Source organism: Endozoicomonas euniceicola (genome assembly GCF_025562755.1).
GTDB classification, from domain to species: Bacteria; Pseudomonadota; Gammaproteobacteria; order Pseudomonadales; family Endozoicomonadaceae; genus Endozoicomonas_A; species Endozoicomonas_A euniceicola.
Genome location: NZ_CP103300.1, coordinates 4251237 through 4267736 on the forward strand (window position 1 = coordinate 4251237; position 16500 = coordinate 4267736).

Genomic DNA, 16500 nt, shown 5'->3' on the forward strand with positions numbered 1-16500 from the left:
AGGAGCAAGGAAGAGGAATGAAAAAGTTTGATGAAGCCCAGCTGGAAGCTGCCATTATCCAGCTGTTGGAGCAACAGGGTTACCCTTATGTGTCAGGTGTGGCACTGACGGAACAGACGAATCGGGCTCAGGAAGCGGTGTTGATTGAGAATGACCTGCGGGCGTTTCTGGGTGAGCAGTACAAAGCTGATGGTATTACTGAGGCTGAAATTGATACGGTGATCCGTCAGCTGGAGATGCTGCCTGCCAGTGATCTGTACGACAGCAATAAGCAGTTTTGTGAATGGCTGTCGGATGGTTTTCTGTTAAAGCGGGAAGACCCCAAGCAGAAAGACCTGTATATCCAGCTTCTCGACTTTTCCACCTCTGACCAAAACATCTACAAACTGGTAAACCAGCTGAAGATTGAAGGCCGGGAAACCCACCGGATTCCCGATGCCATTTTATACGTCAACGGTCTGCCTCTGGTGGTGTTCGAGTTCAAGAGTGCCATTAAGGAAGATGAAGCCAATATTCACCATGCTTATGTGCAGCTCACCACCCGCTATCGCCGGGATATTCCCCAGCTGTTTGTTTACAACGCCCTGTGCGTGATCAGCGATGGCGTGAATAACAAAATGGGCAGCCTGTTTGCAGACTATGAGTTCTTCTATGCCTGGCGCAAGGTGACCGGGGATGAGTCTATAGAAAAGGATGGCATTGATTCGCTGTATACAATGTTGAACGGTCTGTTCGACAAGCAGCGGTTGCGGCAGGTGATGCGACACTTTATTTATTTCCCTGACAAAGCCACTTCTCATGGAGGGCGGGAGGTAAAAATTGTCTGCCGTTACCCGCAGTTTTATGCGGTGAACAAGCTGTACGACCATATTCTTTTACACAAAAAGCCGGAAGGCGATGGTAAGGGCGGCACCTATTTTGGTGCCACCGGCTGCGGCAAGAGTTTTACCATGCAGTTCCTTGCCCGTCGGCTGATGAAAAGCCTCGCCCTTGAAAGCCCGACCATTGTGTTGATTACCGACCGTACCGATCTGGATGACCAGCTGTCGAAACAGATGACCAATGCCAAAACCTATATGGGCGACGAAACCATTGTCTCGGTGGAAAGCCGGGAGCAGTTGCGGACACTGTTGAAAGGTCGTAACAGTGGCGGGGTGTTCCTCACCACCATTCACAAGTTTACGGAAGATACCGAGCTGCTGACGGAACGGGATAATGTGATCTGCATTTCCGATGAAGCCCACCGCAGCCAGGTTAACCTTGACCAGAAGGTGTCCATTACCGAAGACGGCGTGAAAAAGTCTTATGGCTTTGCTTACCATCTGCATCAGTCGCTGCCGAACGCCACTTATGTAGGCTTCACCGGCACGCCCATTGATGCGACGCTGGACGTGTTCGGTGAGGTAGTAGACAGCTACACCATGAGCGAGTCGGTGAAGGATGAGATTACCGTTCGTATTGTCTATGAAGGCCGTGCCGCTAAGGTGATTCTCGATAACCGCAAGCTGGAGGAGATAGAGAAATATTATCAGGACTGCGCCGAAGCAGGTGCCAGCGAATACCAGATTGAACAGAGCAAGAAGGCGGTAGCCAGTATGGGCTCAATTCTGGGTGATCCTGACCGGATTCGGGCATTGGCAAGGGATTTTGTCGCCCATTACGAGAACCGGCTTTCCGAGGGTTCCACGGTGAAGGGCAAGGCGATGTTTGTGTCCAGCGAACGCAAGGTAGCCTGGGCGTTTTATAAGGAGCTTCGCACGCTGCGCCCTCAATGGTTTGAGGTGCTGGAATGCGAAGAAGGTGTTGAGCTTTCAGAGAAAGAACGGAAAAAGATTAAGCCCATGGAACGGGTGAAGATGGTGATGACCCGTGGCAAGGACGACGAGAAGGAACTGTATGATCTGCTGGGCAATAAGGAATATCGCAAGGAGCTGGATCGCCAGTTTAAAAACGAGAAGTCCAACTTCAAAATCGCCATTGTGGTGGATATGTGGCTGACCGGCTTTGACGTGCCGTTCCTCGATACGATTTATATTGATAAGCCGATCCAGAAACATAACCTGATCCAGACCATTTCCCGGGTGAACCGCAAGTTCTCCGGCAAGGACAAGGGACTGGTGGTGGATTACATCGGCATCAAGAGCCAGATGAATCAGGCGCTGGCACAGTTCTCGAAAGCGGATGAGGCGAATTTTGAGGATATTCAGCAGTCGGTGATTGTGGTGAAAGACCATCTCGACCTGTTGCGGCAGATGTTTCATAAGTTCGATGCGTCGTCTTATTTCTCTGGACACCCCGTAGAGCAGTTAAGCTGTCTGAACAATGCCGCCGAGTTTGTGCTGAAGTTTGGCACGTTGGAAAAACGCTTTATGGCACTGGTGAAGCGTCTGAAAGCAGCTTATGACGTGTGTTGTGGCAGTGAGCTGTTAACCGGGGATGAACGAGACCGGATTCATTTTTATCTGGCGGTGCGTTCCATTGTCTTTAAGCTGACTAGGGGCGAAGCACCGGATACGGCCCAGATGAACGCCAGGGTTCGGGATCTGATTGCCCAGGCGATTCAGAGCGATGGTGTGGAGGAAATCTTCCGTCTTGGAGAGGATGGAGCAGCAGAAATTGATATTTTCGATGAGGACTATCTTGCCAAGATCGACAAGATCAAGCTGCCTCACACCAAAATCCAGCTGTTGCAGAAGATGCTGGCCAAGGCCATTGAAGGCTTTAAGGAAACCAACCGGGCGAAAGGCATTGAGTTTACCCAGAAGTTTCAGTCGCTGGTGAATCGCTACAACGAGCGCAAGGAAGAAGATGTTTTGGTGAGCGAGGTGCTGGAAGAGTTCTCGGATGAAATCATCAACCTGATGGCAGACCTTAAACGGGAAATGTCGTCTTTTGACGGCATGGGTATCAGCTATGAAGAGAAAGCCTTCTACGACATTCTGATGTCGCTGGCGGTGAAGTATGACTTCTCTTATCCCGAAGATAAGCTGGTTGAACTGTCGCAGGCTGTGAAGGAAGTGGTAGACGACAAAGCCCGTTTTCCGGACTGGAATAACCGGGATGATATCAAGGCTTCGCTGAAGGTGGATTTGATCCTGCTGCTGGCGAAATTCGGGTATCCGCCGGTAAGTCGGGATGAGGTGTATAAGGAGATATTTGAGCAGGCGGAGAATTTTAAGAAGAATCGGTTGTGAGTGTTTCAAGCGGCTCAGAAGGCTTTTCAGTGTAACTATTCTGAGCCCATTAATTTTCCCCGGATGGAGTAGATAGATGGGAGAGTATCAATGGGTTCCTGTATTTAAGGAAATAACCGGTAAACTAAGAGGCTATCGTGAAAACCAGACCCAGCTTGTAGAGTGGTTACGGGAAGCAGGTGTTTCAGCTGCTCTCAATGATCAGAATGAAAAGGGCGAGCAGTTTCCTTTGCAGGTCATAGACCCCTTTACCTTCTTTGCCATGTTTATGAAATATGGACAGGGCAAACGACAACAAGTACTTAGTAAAATATTGTCGCTTATGGGTATTCTTTCAGACTCACCTTCCGATTACTCTGGGGTTCCATCAATAAATGCCCAGAACGTCTGGCTATTTCCTTATAGCTTCAAGCGTAAGGATAGCGATATACCAGCATTGTGGGATCTGTTTGAAGCTGCGGCTGAAGACAGAATTACGGATGCCATATTTGATAGAGTGCTTTCAATAAAGGGGGTCGGCTTTGCAAAACTGACTCAATGTTTGTTTTACTGCTTTCCTGAACAGTTTTTGCCAATCAATGCTCAAACCAAACCATGGCTCTCTGCACAAGATTACAGCAACCCTTCGGTATGGGAGGATTACAGAAGATTATTGGGGAATATAAAAACTGACCATGAGGAACATTTTTATGTTCTTTCATATCAGGCTTGGGTAGAAAATCAGGGAACCCCTTTTACATCGCAGGTAGCCATCGAATACTTAGATGAACGTTTTCCGAATACCCGTCGTTCCACCAAGCATATTGTTGCCTTTTCGACAACTGATGGGCGAGAGTTAGCTTTCGACCCTAAAACGAAATCTGTAAATATCTTTGTCGATAGCCTGCCAGACCCAGAATACGGTTTCTTCCTTAAGCAGTCTTACGCAGCAGGCAAATCTCGTAATCATCATTTAAAACAACACGCAAAAAGCTTAATGGTAGGCAACCCTGTTTATGTGCTGACTATCCGTTCACAGGAAGAGTTGGATGCCCTTTGTAACTGGTACGAGCTAAACAAAGCCACGGAACAACTAGACTTACCTCCAGCCGATCTCAACTGCCAAACGAATGATATGATAATTACCACTCCCCTAAATCAAATCCTCTTCGGACCTCCCGGAACCGGCAAAACCCATCACACTGCTATCAAGGCTATCGAAATTCTTGACCCTCATCACGAAGCTCTTGTAAACGAAGACTATGCAGGCATCCGTAGCAGGTATGACGAGCTGCTTAACGAGGGACGCATCAGTTTTGTCACCTTCCATCAGAGCTTCAGTTATGAAGACTTTATTGAAGGGATAAAAGCAGAAACCAAAGATGGCTCTGTTGAGTACAGCATTGAAGACGGTATATTCAAGAGAATATGCGCCCTGGCGACCTCAAAAGCCACAACCTCAGATGGTGACATTGACAATATAGACAGTCGTCGTATATGGAAAATCTCTCTTGGTAATACTCTGGAAGGGGATGAAAATATTTATGAGGATTGCATTGAAAACGGTTATTCACTTCTAGGCTGGGGCGATGACATTGATTTCAGTGACTGTGCCACGAGAGATAGAGTTCGCCAGAAGCTGCTTGAATCGGGATGGAATGAAGATGAAGTCAATTTTCCATCTTCGGCTATCAACACCTTTAAGAATGTGATTCAATCGGGCGATCTCATTATCGTCTCTGATGGTAACCAGAAATTCCGTGCCATTGGTGAGATAACTGGCGATTATCGTTTTCTGGAGGACGACTCTGAAATTCCCTACAGACAGTGTCGTGATACTCAGTGGCTGAGAGTATATACCCCTTCGCGCCCAAGCGATGAGTTGTTTAAAAAAGCACTGTCTCAAATGTCCCTGTATGAGTTGAAATCCAGCACCATTAAACGGGACGTACTGAAGCAACTGCTGACGAAAACAATAGAAATCGAAGCATCGAAACCTTATGTCCTGGTGATTGATGAAATCAACCGGGGCAATATCTCTCGCGTATTTGGTGAACTGATTACTTTGCTTGAACCAACAAAACGAGCAGGCGCTGAAGAAGCTCTATCGACCACGTTACCCTATTCCAAAGAAGCGTTCAGTGTCCCTGATAACCTGTATGTTATCGGCACTATGAACACGGCAGACAGATCACTGGCACAGCTGGATATTGCTTTGCGACGCCGGTTTGAGTTTGTAGAAATGATGCCTGAGCCCTCTCTTCTTGGCGGTATAGAAGTTGAAGGAATATCAATCAAATTGTTGCTGAGTGCAATAAATGAGCGCATTGAAGCGTTGCTGGATCGTGATCACACTCTGGGGCATAGCTACTTTCTGCCGCTGAAAGAGAGCGGTGCCAATACACTGGAAAACCTGGCTCGTATCTTTGAAAAGCAAATTCTGCCATTACTGCAAGAATACTTCTTTGAAGACTGGGAGCGTATTCACTGGGTATTGAATGACCATCAGAAGCCTGAGCAATATCAGTTCATCTGGCAGCAAGGTCATACAAAAATGACCGAGTTGTTTGGTGACAAGGTGGGCAAACAGATCAGTGATCGCCGCTGGGGGATTAACCTGAAGGCTTTCTCGCTGGCTGAGAGTTATCGGCAAACCATCCGGAAACGGGCCACAAAAGATTTAACCACTGAGAAGGAAGAAAAGGAACATAACTGATGCCACTCTCTGTTGTTGTCAGGGAGTATGCAGAGTTAACGACAGCACCGGTTGAGAGCTCTCTCAGCCGGGCTCATATTCCCCAAAGTTGTTTTGACTGGCTATTGGAGCATCAGGACAAATTTAAACGATCCGGCAAAGCTCTGATCAGGATGGTGGGGTCGAAAACCCTGAAGCTCGATAGCTTTGTTGGATTCCTGCAAAGTCCTTGTGGAACCTCCATTGAGATATTGCCTAAACATTTCCAAAGCACGCCCGGGCAGGATGAACTGGAGCAAAGTCGTGAGACTCTTCTCCGCATGATTTCAGTGAGTTTGAATCTGCCAAAGATCGAGGTGGGAGCCGCAGAGATAAACCTGTTACGTTATCCATTACCCGAGTGGTTATATACACGGTTTTTAATGGAGCTGGATAAGCTATACAAGCGAGGGATACGGTATAGCTACAAGGAGATAGAAGAAGAAAGTAAATTCCTTCGTGGAAGGCTTAACACAGGAGCACAGCTTAGACAGCCCCCAGGGCGAGATCATTTATTCCAGATCCGGCATGAAATATTTACCTCTGACCGACCTGAAAACAGGCTGATAAAACTGGCACTAGAGCTGGCTCGCAAGCAGGTCAATGAGTCTGCAAACTGGCGCCTCGCCAATGAGTTAAGTCACCTGCTGAGTCCCATTCCTGCAAGCAGGGACACCACGTCAGATTTTAAAGCGTGGGGGGATAACCGGCTAATGGTCAGTTATCAGGCAATTCGCCCTTGGTGTGAGCTTATCATTCAGAAAATGAATCCTACTTCGCAGAAAGGGATCAGAGAGGGAATCTCGCTACTGTTTGAGATGGAAAAGCTGTTTGAAAACTATGTCGGACACTGCCTTAAAGATAAGCTGATCTCCCCCTGGGTGTTGAAAACGCAGGCTTCAAGTAGATATCTGTGCAAACACCAGCCTCGGGGCGGGACTGAAAAGAAAATGTTCCAACTGAAACCTGACTTCATACTGAAGGATGGTAAAAAAAAGCAGGTGCTTGATACCAAGTGGAAGGTTATTAATGAGAGCGACGCTGATAACAAGTACCAGCTCAAAGAAGCTGATTTCTACCAGATGTATGTGTATGGACAGAAGTACATGAATGGGAGTGGAGATATGTTTCTGATATATCCAGCTACCGAGGTTTTCAGAGATCCGTTGCCTGTATTTGAGTTAAGTGCTGAGCTGCGACTGTGGGTTGTACCGTTTGACATTGATCGGGGGGAGCTTTCTTTGGGGGGTAATGAAGGTGAGATATTCAATGATATCCTTGCAGGGCTGCACGTTACCCTGCCTGCCGCCTCATCGGAGCAGTTCGCTTCAGAAGCCTTCTGATTTTTCGTAGCGAAGGAATAGAACCAAAGCCTCTCTTCCGGGAGGCTATATAAAAGGCTTTATTGTTGATTTTCGGAAGAGATACAGCCGCTGGCAACAATCCGATATTGCGGCTGAACCTTGTCGAATATGGCTCTATTCGAAAAAAATCTTTATCTCTACATCCAGTGCCTGCGCCAGACGATGCATTGTCATCAGAGTAGGATTTCGTTGACCGTGCTCTATTTCACTGATATCCGGATTATGTAGGCCAGCTCTGTGAGCGAGCTCCTCTTGGCTGAGACCTTGCTGCTTTCTCAGTTCTTTTAGCTTGCGTCCGAACTGCTGCTTTGGATCCAAAATTTATTCCTTACAAAAGTAAGGAATAGTCAGAACAGGAGCAAAAATCGTCTATAGTATATATCCTAAATTTTTGTTTTTTGAGATCGCAGCTCCCCTTCTTTTGTAACGATGATTTCTGTACAGCTCAGCAAATAAACCTATTCAGAGTCGTATAGTGTGCCGAGGCTCCATAAGATGGCCGAGAAAAGACGTAGAAAATCGAATTATTCCCCTGAATTTATGGATAAAGCTGTGGATATTGCTTTGGCATCGGTTCTCCCTGACAAAGAGGTGGCAAGATTGTTAGGAGTCAATGCCAGCACCCTGGCTACATGGAAGGGTAAGAGGGCAAGGATGATAATTGGGCCTCAGCAGCCACAGGAAGCTATGTCATTCGAGATAGAAGAGGAGCAGGATGCTACTGATGTCTCAGATAATGAATCTTTTGACGCCAGCCCTTATGAGGCTTCAGATGAGCCGATTCCGCCTCAGCCTGACGCATCCTCTCAGGACGCATCCTCTCAGGACGCATCCTCTCAGCATGAAGATGCGAAGTTGATCCTTAACGATGTGGCCAAGCTGATCCCCGAGGAAATTAACCAGCTCAGGAGGGAAAATCTCAGACTAAAAAACGAGAAGGATGTTTTGCAGGAGGCTCTTATCATCCTGGCTGGTTCATACCTGCGAGCTTAGCCAATAAATGTCACGAAAGACCAACCCGGTTGCTGAACACAACTTTCTTCAACCAACCACGCCACTGCTTCCTGTTCAGCTTACCCATCGAAGGTTAAATGATGTCAGCGAAGTCATCGCCAGACATCGTACCCTCCCAAGCTTTAAACATCTCATAGTAGCGCTCACCTTGTTCCTGGCTCACGCTCTGTCACCTTCAAAAAGTGATTCACTGCTACTTTCTTTTGAACGTAAGCGTCAGGCCAGCTACATCTACTACCCCACTGTAAAATCCTGAACACTATTTGCCATTAACTGACATCTGATTATCCCGATTTAAGGTTCAAAATATTGCCCCTGGACGGGCTATATGGCCTTAGACTCAATGTCTTGTAATGCTTTATTGAAAATATCCATCACTGCTGGATTACTCTCACCGATATTGGCAACCTTCTGTATAAAGGCTTGCAAGTAGCCGATCTCATCCTTTGCCACTTTCAGCTCAGATTCCAATTGAATGACTTTTTCAGCTAAGTCAATGTCCTTCTCAAGATACGACACAAGCTCTGTATTTGTTGTTGAAACAGGCTTGCTTTTAAGTAAGCGCTTTTTCTCTTTGTATTCATTTTTGATGTTGAGATATTTGTCGAGCGTTTGTCGAGTGGTGGTAATCCCAAGGCTGGATTCAATTTTCGTGACCAGGAGATCCCAAGTTAACCTGCCTTCCCAGCTGCGAATTAATGCTTGTATAGAGATTTGCTGCTCTGTATCGAGTGACTTTATTGCCATGCGTGCATTTCCTTATACTGAACCCAAAAAGCCTAAAAAATTCTTTTTAGCAGAAGTGTTATCAGGCTTTGTTTTGGCTTCAATGGCGGCGAGCAGCGCCTCGTCCGGGCTCGGTAGATTCAGCTCTCGTTGTGTCACTGTTTTAGTATCCAGGTCTGTAATACGCACTGTATTTAAGCTTGTCAGGAACCTCACTATCGAGCCTTGTTTTATGGTCTTGTCAGAAAGGACTTCTATCAAGTTTTTTAACAGACAGGTATTGCGATAATGCGTCGAGTACCATTGTTGCATCCCATCGCTCGTGGTGAAGTTTATGGTGTTTTGAACTTGCTCTAAATTATGCATTTGCACTTTGAGATCTTTCTTTAATAGCTCAATGGCATCCTCGTCGTGAGCAATATGACAGGAAGATGGGCATAATGTGCATTGAGTTTCAAACTCAGTCATGTAGGTACAAGGTGATAAGGTAAGGTTTTGCACGCAGAACCCTACCTCTGTTACGAACGTTGGGTTCAGGTTTTCAATTGCAGCATCATACTGGGTTTTACTTTGTATCCTCTTGCCTACGTGCTCTTCAACTTCAGCTTCAGCTTCCTGATTATACAGAATATCACTGATGACTGAGGCGTTTTGAGCGTCTGTCGTGTGTATGTAGCTCAAGGTTTGCTCTACACTTTTCCGACCTGACAGCATTGAGATAAGTAAGTGCGGTAAGCCTTTTTTAGCCAAATAATCATTCTGCCAATGCCTGAACTGATGAGGTTTAATAAAAAAATCCGAGGAAAACCCGTGTCGTTCAAAGATGGTTTTTTGATCTTTTCCCTTGAATTTTTTTAAGCTGCTAGAAACGAACTGCTCTAATGAGCCGATAGGCGTCAATAGAAAATGTGACGCTTTTTTAGCGTTTAATTGCTTTTCGGTGAAGGTAAATAGGGCGTTCTCATAATCCACTTGCTTGGTTTGCTTTGTATTGTAACCCGTAAGGCTTGCCTGGTTGGCGTTAACAAAGTGATTTTGAAGTTCGGCAACCGTGAGTACTTTTTTCCCTGCGCAATATTTTTCATACTGTCTTGTACTGAACAATGCCTGTCCCAAAAGTATAGAACCGTAACGGCACTGATGTACCATTGCCAACTTGTCGATAGGAGAAAGCTCTGCAATGGGCTTGAGGTATCTAGGCAGACCTTTGTTGCGGTTTGGAGCCTCGATTGCCCCCTGCGTGTCGTCTGTTACTCGTGCGACTTTATCTGTACCATCGTAAAAGCCTAAGAGTAACGCAAGGTGAATGAGGGAGATTGGCTTATCCATTGCCGGGTTCAGAGATGTAATATTCTCAATACTGGGCTTGAACTCACCAAGCACGATTTTCAGAGATTGAGTGGGGTCTCTATAGAACCTTGCTAACACCCTTGCTGGTTCAGTGACAATACTGGTGTAATGCAACGCTCTATCAAGGCTTTCTGCCATTTCAACATTAAAATGCTTTTGGTTATCTAAATACCCCTTAGAGCCACGCCAGTTAAGGTAGTAAACAGTCTCTTGTTTACCATCCACAGTTTCGAGATGGCTTTGCAAGCGCTGTTTCGTCAGAAGCACTTGCTCTGCTGCTGCTCGGTTGGGTGATGACATAGCCAGAGCTGACATGGTGCATGTGAAGGCATCCAGTTGCTTTTTTGATGGATGGATTAAGTCTTGCCAAGCGCTTATGTCAGAGGGTTCACCTTTGTAAGGAGGAATAACGTCATGAAAAATAGCCCCTAACACGAGGAGCGCTTTATCATCGGGAAGATTGTTCTTTTCAGCTTCAATGGCATCATCACCAGATTTTCCTCTCATTCCAATCTCACCCACTGGAAAATCAGGACTACAGCTCGCAGCAAGCATTTTATGCTGGTGAAGCCAGTCGAAAAATGAGGATAGACCGTGGGTATAAACCATACTATCGATGGCGCAATGAATATCACTCAAGCTAGTAGAGGCAACGTTGCAGCCAAGCTTGACAAGAAACTTCCTGGCAGAGGTAAGTTTTATTCGCTTATGATTTATACTGACATTTTCTTTGAACACATCTAATAAATAAGCGAAAAGCAACTGATGTGTATGGGCATCTAGTCTATCTGCATTGTTGAACTTGCTAGTTATTCTTGCGTTGGGCTGATAGCCATTATTGAATAAGAAGTTTGCGGTTACACCTGCTTCGTTTGTGAAGGTGACCGCAATATCACCCCATGTGGCCTGTTCTCCTTTTTGATTGGTAAAGCCTGTCAAAGGTTGCTGCTTTTTCTTTTTAATATAAGCGTGTTGGTTATCAATATAGCGGTTCAATGCGGTCATTGATGATCTCCGAGCTTCGGTATTTTTCTTTCGTTGCAAATCGCAATGGTTGCCTTGATGTAATTGATGATTTTATTGAGTTTTTTTACCGTCGCAGGGTGTCCTGATTGACTATTGAGTTCAAGCTTACGCTCCGCCTTGTCAAGATACTGCTGATGATTTGCAGTTTCGAGCGGCCTAAAGTTGTCACAGGGATAGCAGCCCATTGGTGCTCCCCCTTTAGATTTGCAGCTTGAGCAATTATCGGGATTTAGCTTGTATCCCATTTCTTCATCAAAGGGACTTTTGACACAAAACGCATTGTCTTTTTTCAGCTCTTTAACCGATGTGGTATCGAATTTCTTGATAATTTGGTTGCCAGCGTAAGCTTGGTCTATTTTGACCCGCTCTGGAGCTTTAAGGTCTATGTAAGGCTCAATGGCTTGAATGGTCACGCCTGTAATTGAGGCGATTTGCGCAGGGCTGAATCCCTGCCAAACGGCTTGCGTTAATTGCGTATGTCGCCACCGGTTGTTTTTAAGAGCCAAGGGTACATCAGGCAATCGGTCGCTCTGCGCATTAAGCTTTGCTTTAAATAGATAGTCGAGGTTTCCGAGAAGTGCAGCTGGCTGTAAATGGTAGGCTTGAGAGGTGTCACTGATTGCTCTGAAAAGCTCTGATTCTGACTGATACTCAGAGCTGAAGAGACTTTGATCTGGCAGTAGTGGTAAACGCCTCATCACCTCTGTCATTTCATCGGGGCTTAAGGTGATACGGCTTTGTTGTAACTGGTGTGAAAGATAGTTTTCGTAAGCTTGATAATAACGTAATAACATTTGAGAACAGTCAGGCTCCAAGCGGTGTGAGCGTGATTCAGCGTTAAAACGAAATTCACCATCCTTCCCCTTGAAGGTTCGAAGATGTAACTGTTCAACATCTGAAAATAGATGTTGCGTTATGGGTTCCCATTTTCTGTCAGGCTCTTTGTGTGACTGAAATTCTTGACCAACTCGCAACACATCACACCATTTGATTTGTACAAGTTGGACAGGCCGCCTTACAATTGCCACCATAAGCTGAGATGCAATCACGTTTCGTAAACGTGTAAATTTTTGTTGCGTAAGTAGATTACTATCCAGATCCAGCGCTTGAAGGGTTTCAATACGAAGCACCTCTAGAATATTGTCATGCTCAATTTCACTGTAAGCACCGCTTTTAATGTCAAGAATCCCTTTAGTGCCACTGTTTCTACCTAGATTTTCATCTTTGATTGATTCATACAGAGGGGAAAGAGTTGTTGAGTGGTAATCGTCACTCCGCTGACAAAAAGCAAACAATCCATCTCTAACGTTTTTCTTGTAACGATCAAGGGTTAGCCACCATGCTTGAAATTCATTGACATCAAGGTTGTCAACGATATTTTTCAGTCGGCTTACGAAACCTGTTATAGAGTTATAGGCATAGCGTGAAGCAGTATGTGCTATTGCTAACCTTAAATCGAGGAAGGTGGCAGGATCGACATTCAGTTCATTCATCCACCCTAAGCGCAGGAGCTTTTTATAGCCGAGCTGCCATTCATCAGACAAAACATCAAAGGTGTAACCCTCTTCTTTAGCTGAGAAGACCCTCTGACCCGCGTATTCTCTCTTTAAATCGGTGGTTTGAGATTTATTCACTTGCACCTCCAAGGCTTGGCACCGATTTGCTTTGATTTTTCGCAGAGAGTTCTTGAACTTTTACAGCCAGTTTAAACTCGTTATAGGTTTGTGCCATTTTGGAGTTTTCAACCCAGCCCATGCTGTATTTACGCATATCTTCAATCTGTGCGGCCTCATAACCTGCCTCTTCCGCCTTTTCAGTAAACACCTCGTTCCACTTATGTCTTAGCTTATGAGGGTGCAGAGGGGTGCCAAAAGCGTCGCCAAATTTACCCACTAATTTGTTAATGGCGTTGTAAGAGATAGGCTGCCCTGATGAAACGCCCTTTTCCGAAATAAAAACGAAGTCATGCTCATGAGCGTTAGAATGTGAAGCTCGCACCGTTGATACGTAAAGCTTGATGAGCTTCATTAAATCCGACGACACCGAGGCCGACAATGCTTTGGTTTTATTTGCAGCAGGCATTCGCCTTGTATCGGTAGCATCGTCAGGCGTTCTGGTGATAAGAAATCGAGGATTATCCCAATCATCTACTAAATCACTAATCTTAAGCTTTAGAACGGCACCAACTCGAACACCGGTGTCAATCAAAATTTGCATGATGATTTGATTTCTCAGTTTGCTCGATTTAAATGGGTTTTTCGGTGAGCTTTCTCTAATGATTTCTAGAAGTTCAAAGAATTTATCTGTTGAAATGACGGACTCAAAGGGGTCTTTGGTGATGGTATTGTCTTTTCGAGAGCCTGAAATAAACTTATTGATATAGAGCTGAAAAACCCTGAATTTATCGTCAGTTTTGACTTTATTTTCTGTGTCAGCCTGGTCGTAATGGTGGCAGACGTACAAATACTCAATATAACTTCTCAGGCGAATTAAGCGCTGGCGAAAGGTGTGGGCTGATACTTGGGAATGACTGTTGGCCGTTGCATAGATAGCATCTCTGATACGCTTATCTGTAATACTGACCACAGCTGAACAGTCTTGCGAATTGCTGTCATCAGCATAGAGCTTACATGCTCGAACAAAATCCTCCACTTCGACTCTTGAGAGGAACTCACTATCAGCAACCCTATCAACCAGGTTGATACCCTTATCTGCGAAATAACAATACAAGAGCTTTAACTCGTAAGCGTACTTTATGCGAGTATTTAGACTGGGCGCTTGCGTGGTCACTCCTTTCTTGCCTATAGAAAGAGGTGAGTTGTGATTGCCATTCAAATAGGCATTGAGATACAAACAGGCAGGGAAAACGCCGTTTCGTACCACCACTGGGAACGAGTGGCCATTGGTATCTCTATAGATTTTAACTTTAACGTTTTTACCCACTTCTATCATTACAAATATAATTACTACTTATTCATATTTTTACTATATGTGGCGATTGCGGTTTTGTAAAGGCAAAAAAAAAGACTCTCCTAGATTCTTTGAGTAATATTGAGGTTTTTTTACTTCTTTTTCTTTACATTTTTTTTTGGTGAAGAGAACTCGCAGAGGTCTTCGATGAGACAGCTGCCACATTGGGGGTTTCTGGCTTTGCAGACGTAGCGGCCGTGGAGGATTAGCCAGTGGTGGGCGTCTACCAGAAACTCTTTTGGCACCAGCCTTAACAGTCGCTTTTCAACCTCCAGTACGTTTTTGCCGGGGGCAATGCCCGTACGGTTGGAGACCCGGAAAATATGGGTATCCACAGCCATGGTCGGTTGCCCGAATGCGGTGTTGAGGACAACGTTCGCGGTTTTTCTGCCAACGCCGGGCAGGGCTTCCAGGGCTTCACGGCTATCAGGGACTTCACCATCGTGCAGTGTTAGCAGCATGGTGCATGTTTTAATAATGTTTTCTGCTTTGGCGTTATACAGGCCAATGGTTTTTACGTAGCCTTTCAAGCCCTCCAGCCCCAGAGCCAGAATCGCCCGGGGTGTATTGGCTACCGGGTAGAGTTTATCGGTGGCTTTGTTAACACCTACATCGGTGGCCTGGGCCGACAGAATGACGGCAATCAGCAACTCAAAAGGTGAGCTGTAGTTTAACTCAGTGGTCGGGTGCGGGTTCTGATCCCTCAGGCGGGTAAAAATCTCGGTACGTTTTTGTTTATTCATTGATGGATATCATCCGAAACGTCACTTGGGCGCAGGTAATTGATGATTGATCAGGTTTAACGTTTTTTCCAGTGCGCCACGGTTAGAAGCCACAAAGCAGGCAGCGTTCTGGCTCATTTCCTTATAGTGCTGTTTGTCGGTAATGAGTCTGGCAATGGCTTCAGCCAGCTGCTGTGGCGAATCGACCAGCTGCATGCCGCCAGCTTTGACCAGAGAGTCACTGATGTCCTGAAAATTAAACACATGTCGTCCGGACAGCACAGGAAGACCCAGTACGGCGGGCTCCAGCATATTATGACCACCTCGTTCAATCAATGAACCGCCCACAAACGCAATGTCGGATGCGGCAAAGAACGTCATCATTTCACCCATGGTGTCACCCAGTACAACGTTGGTGGATGAGGTTAGCGGCTGCTTTTCACTGTGTCGAACCACGTTGCACTGACTGTTTTGTATTAATTCATTGACGGCCTCAAAGCGTTCCGGGTGCCTGGGAACCAGAACCAGAAGTAAGTTGTCGTGTTGTGCGCACAGGCTGTTAAAGGCATCTAAAACCTGCTGATCTTCACCTTCATGGGTGCTGGCTGCGGTGATGACGACAGGAGCCTGGCCCAGGCCTTCTTCCCATGCGGTTTTTAAAAGCTTGCCCTGTGTTATGACTTCAGGACTGACGGACAGGTCAAACTTTACGCTGCCGGTAATGTTTAACTGTTGTTGCGGCAACCCTAAGCGGATAAAACGTTCACCGTCGTCTTTATTCTGACAGGCGACCATGGTGATTTGTTTCAGCATCGTGCTGACGAGCCCTTTCATTCGGGCATAACCTCTGGCAGACCGTTCCGACAGGCGAGCGTTGACAATAATGACCGGAATGCTTCTTTTGTGACAGGCTGCAATGGTGTTAGGCCAGAGTTCTGTATCAATAATCAGTGCCAGTTCTGGCTTTACTTTGTTCAGAAACCGGTTTTGCACATCAGGCAGATCATAAGGGCAGTAGATATGCTCAATTCGACTGCCCGGCAAGTCGCCATAGAGCGCCTTAACACGGTCCGAGCCGGTGGGTGTCATGGTTGTGATTAAAATGCGGTGCTGCGGATAACGTTCCAGCAGCTCCCTGACCATGGGTGCACTGGCAATGGTCTCCCCAACCGATACCGAATGCACCCAGATAACCGGTTTATCCTGTGGCAGGCTGGGGAAAAAACCAAACCGTTCCCCCCAGCGTTTGCCGTATGCCGGTGCTTTGCGGGCGCGAAGCAGCATTCGCAGCAGGACCAGGGGAGTTGCCAGATAGAGAAGTACAGAGTAGATAAAGCGGTTCATACCCGTGTTGGAATGCCTTGTCCAAGTGGTTAAATACCTCTGATCATAACAGATTCAGGCTGGTTCTGACTGACAGA

Annotated in this window: 12 protein-coding genes; 5 read left to right on the forward strand and 7 right to left on the reverse strand. The window is 46.1% G+C overall.

The genetic code is table 11. The annotated features are described in order from the left end of the window. Positions 1–17 precede the first annotated feature (17 nt). From NX720_RS17070 to NX720_RS17080, 3 genes are all read left to right on the forward strand, one after another. Positions 18–3194, forward strand: coding sequence for a type I restriction endonuclease subunit R (locus tag NX720_RS17070; RefSeq protein WP_262596157.1), 3177 nt, complete (start codon positions 18–20; stop codon positions 3192–3194). A gap of 76 nt (positions 3195–3270) precedes the next feature. Beyond that, positions 3271–5889 (forward strand): AAA family ATPase, encoded by a 2619-nt coding sequence (locus tag NX720_RS17075; RefSeq protein ID WP_262596160.1) that lies wholly within the window; start codon positions 3271–3273, stop codon positions 5887–5889. After that, on the forward strand, positions 5889–7250 hold the full coding sequence (locus NX720_RS17080; protein WP_262596162.1) for an McrC family protein: 1362 nt from the start codon (positions 5889–5891) through the stop codon (positions 7248–7250). Before NX720_RS17075 ends, NX720_RS17080 begins: the two co-directional genes overlap by 1 nt. A gap of 135 nt (positions 7251–7385) precedes the next feature. On the opposite strand, the gene NX720_RS17085 is transcribed toward NX720_RS17080, so the two are convergent. Continuing rightward, positions 7386–7589, reverse strand: a complete 204-nt coding sequence (locus tag NX720_RS17085; RefSeq protein WP_262563613.1) for a helix-turn-helix domain-containing protein — start codon at positions 7587–7589, stop codon at positions 7386–7388. Positions 7590–7766: 177 nt separating this feature from the next. Between NX720_RS17085 and NX720_RS17090 the strand changes: the two genes are divergently transcribed. After that, positions 7767–8264: a transposase gene (locus tag NX720_RS17090; protein WP_262596164.1), complete on the forward strand. Its 498-nt coding sequence runs from the start codon at positions 7767–7769 to the stop codon at positions 8262–8264. Positions 8265–8271: 7 nt separating this feature from the next. Further along, complete coding sequence (locus tag NX720_RS17095; protein ID WP_262596166.1) at positions 8272–8541, forward strand: hypothetical protein; 270 nt, start codon at positions 8272–8274, stop codon at positions 8539–8541. A 68-nt stretch (positions 8542–8609) separates the two neighbouring features. Here NX720_RS17095 and NX720_RS17100 read toward each other — a convergent pair whose 3' ends face one another. The 6 genes from NX720_RS17100 to waaA all read right to left on the reverse strand — a co-directional run bounded on the left by NX720_RS17100 (position 8610) and on the right by waaA (position 16423). Further along, a complete protein-coding gene (locus tag NX720_RS17100; RefSeq protein ID WP_262596168.1) occupies positions 8610–9032 on the reverse strand; it encodes a hypothetical protein in 423 nt (140 codons plus the stop codon). 12 nt (positions 9033–9044) lie between these two features. Continuing rightward, positions 9045–11366, reverse strand: coding sequence for a hypothetical protein (locus NX720_RS17105; protein WP_262596170.1), 2322 nt, complete (start codon positions 11364–11366; stop codon positions 9045–9047). Next, a complete protein-coding gene (locus NX720_RS17110) occupies positions 11363–13021 on the reverse strand; it encodes a hypothetical protein (RefSeq protein WP_262596172.1) in 1659 nt (552 codons plus the stop codon). Before NX720_RS17110 ends, NX720_RS17105 begins: the two co-directional genes overlap by 4 nt. Beyond that, positions 13014–14339: a site-specific integrase gene (locus NX720_RS17115; RefSeq protein WP_262596174.1), complete on the reverse strand. Its 1326-nt coding sequence runs from the start codon at positions 14337–14339 to the stop codon at positions 13014–13016. Before NX720_RS17115 ends, NX720_RS17110 begins: the two co-directional genes overlap by 8 nt. Positions 14340–14449: 110 nt before the next feature. Then, a complete protein-coding gene (nth, locus tag NX720_RS17120; protein WP_262596176.1) occupies positions 14450–15100 on the reverse strand; it encodes an endonuclease III in 651 nt (216 codons plus the stop codon). Between the two features lie 21 nt (positions 15101–15121). Further along, positions 15122–16423, reverse strand: a complete 1302-nt coding sequence (gene waaA, locus NX720_RS17125; RefSeq protein ID WP_262596178.1) for a lipid IV(A) 3-deoxy-D-manno-octulosonic acid transferase — start codon at positions 16421–16423, stop codon at positions 15122–15124. Between the last annotated feature and the right edge of the window lie 77 nt (positions 16424–16500).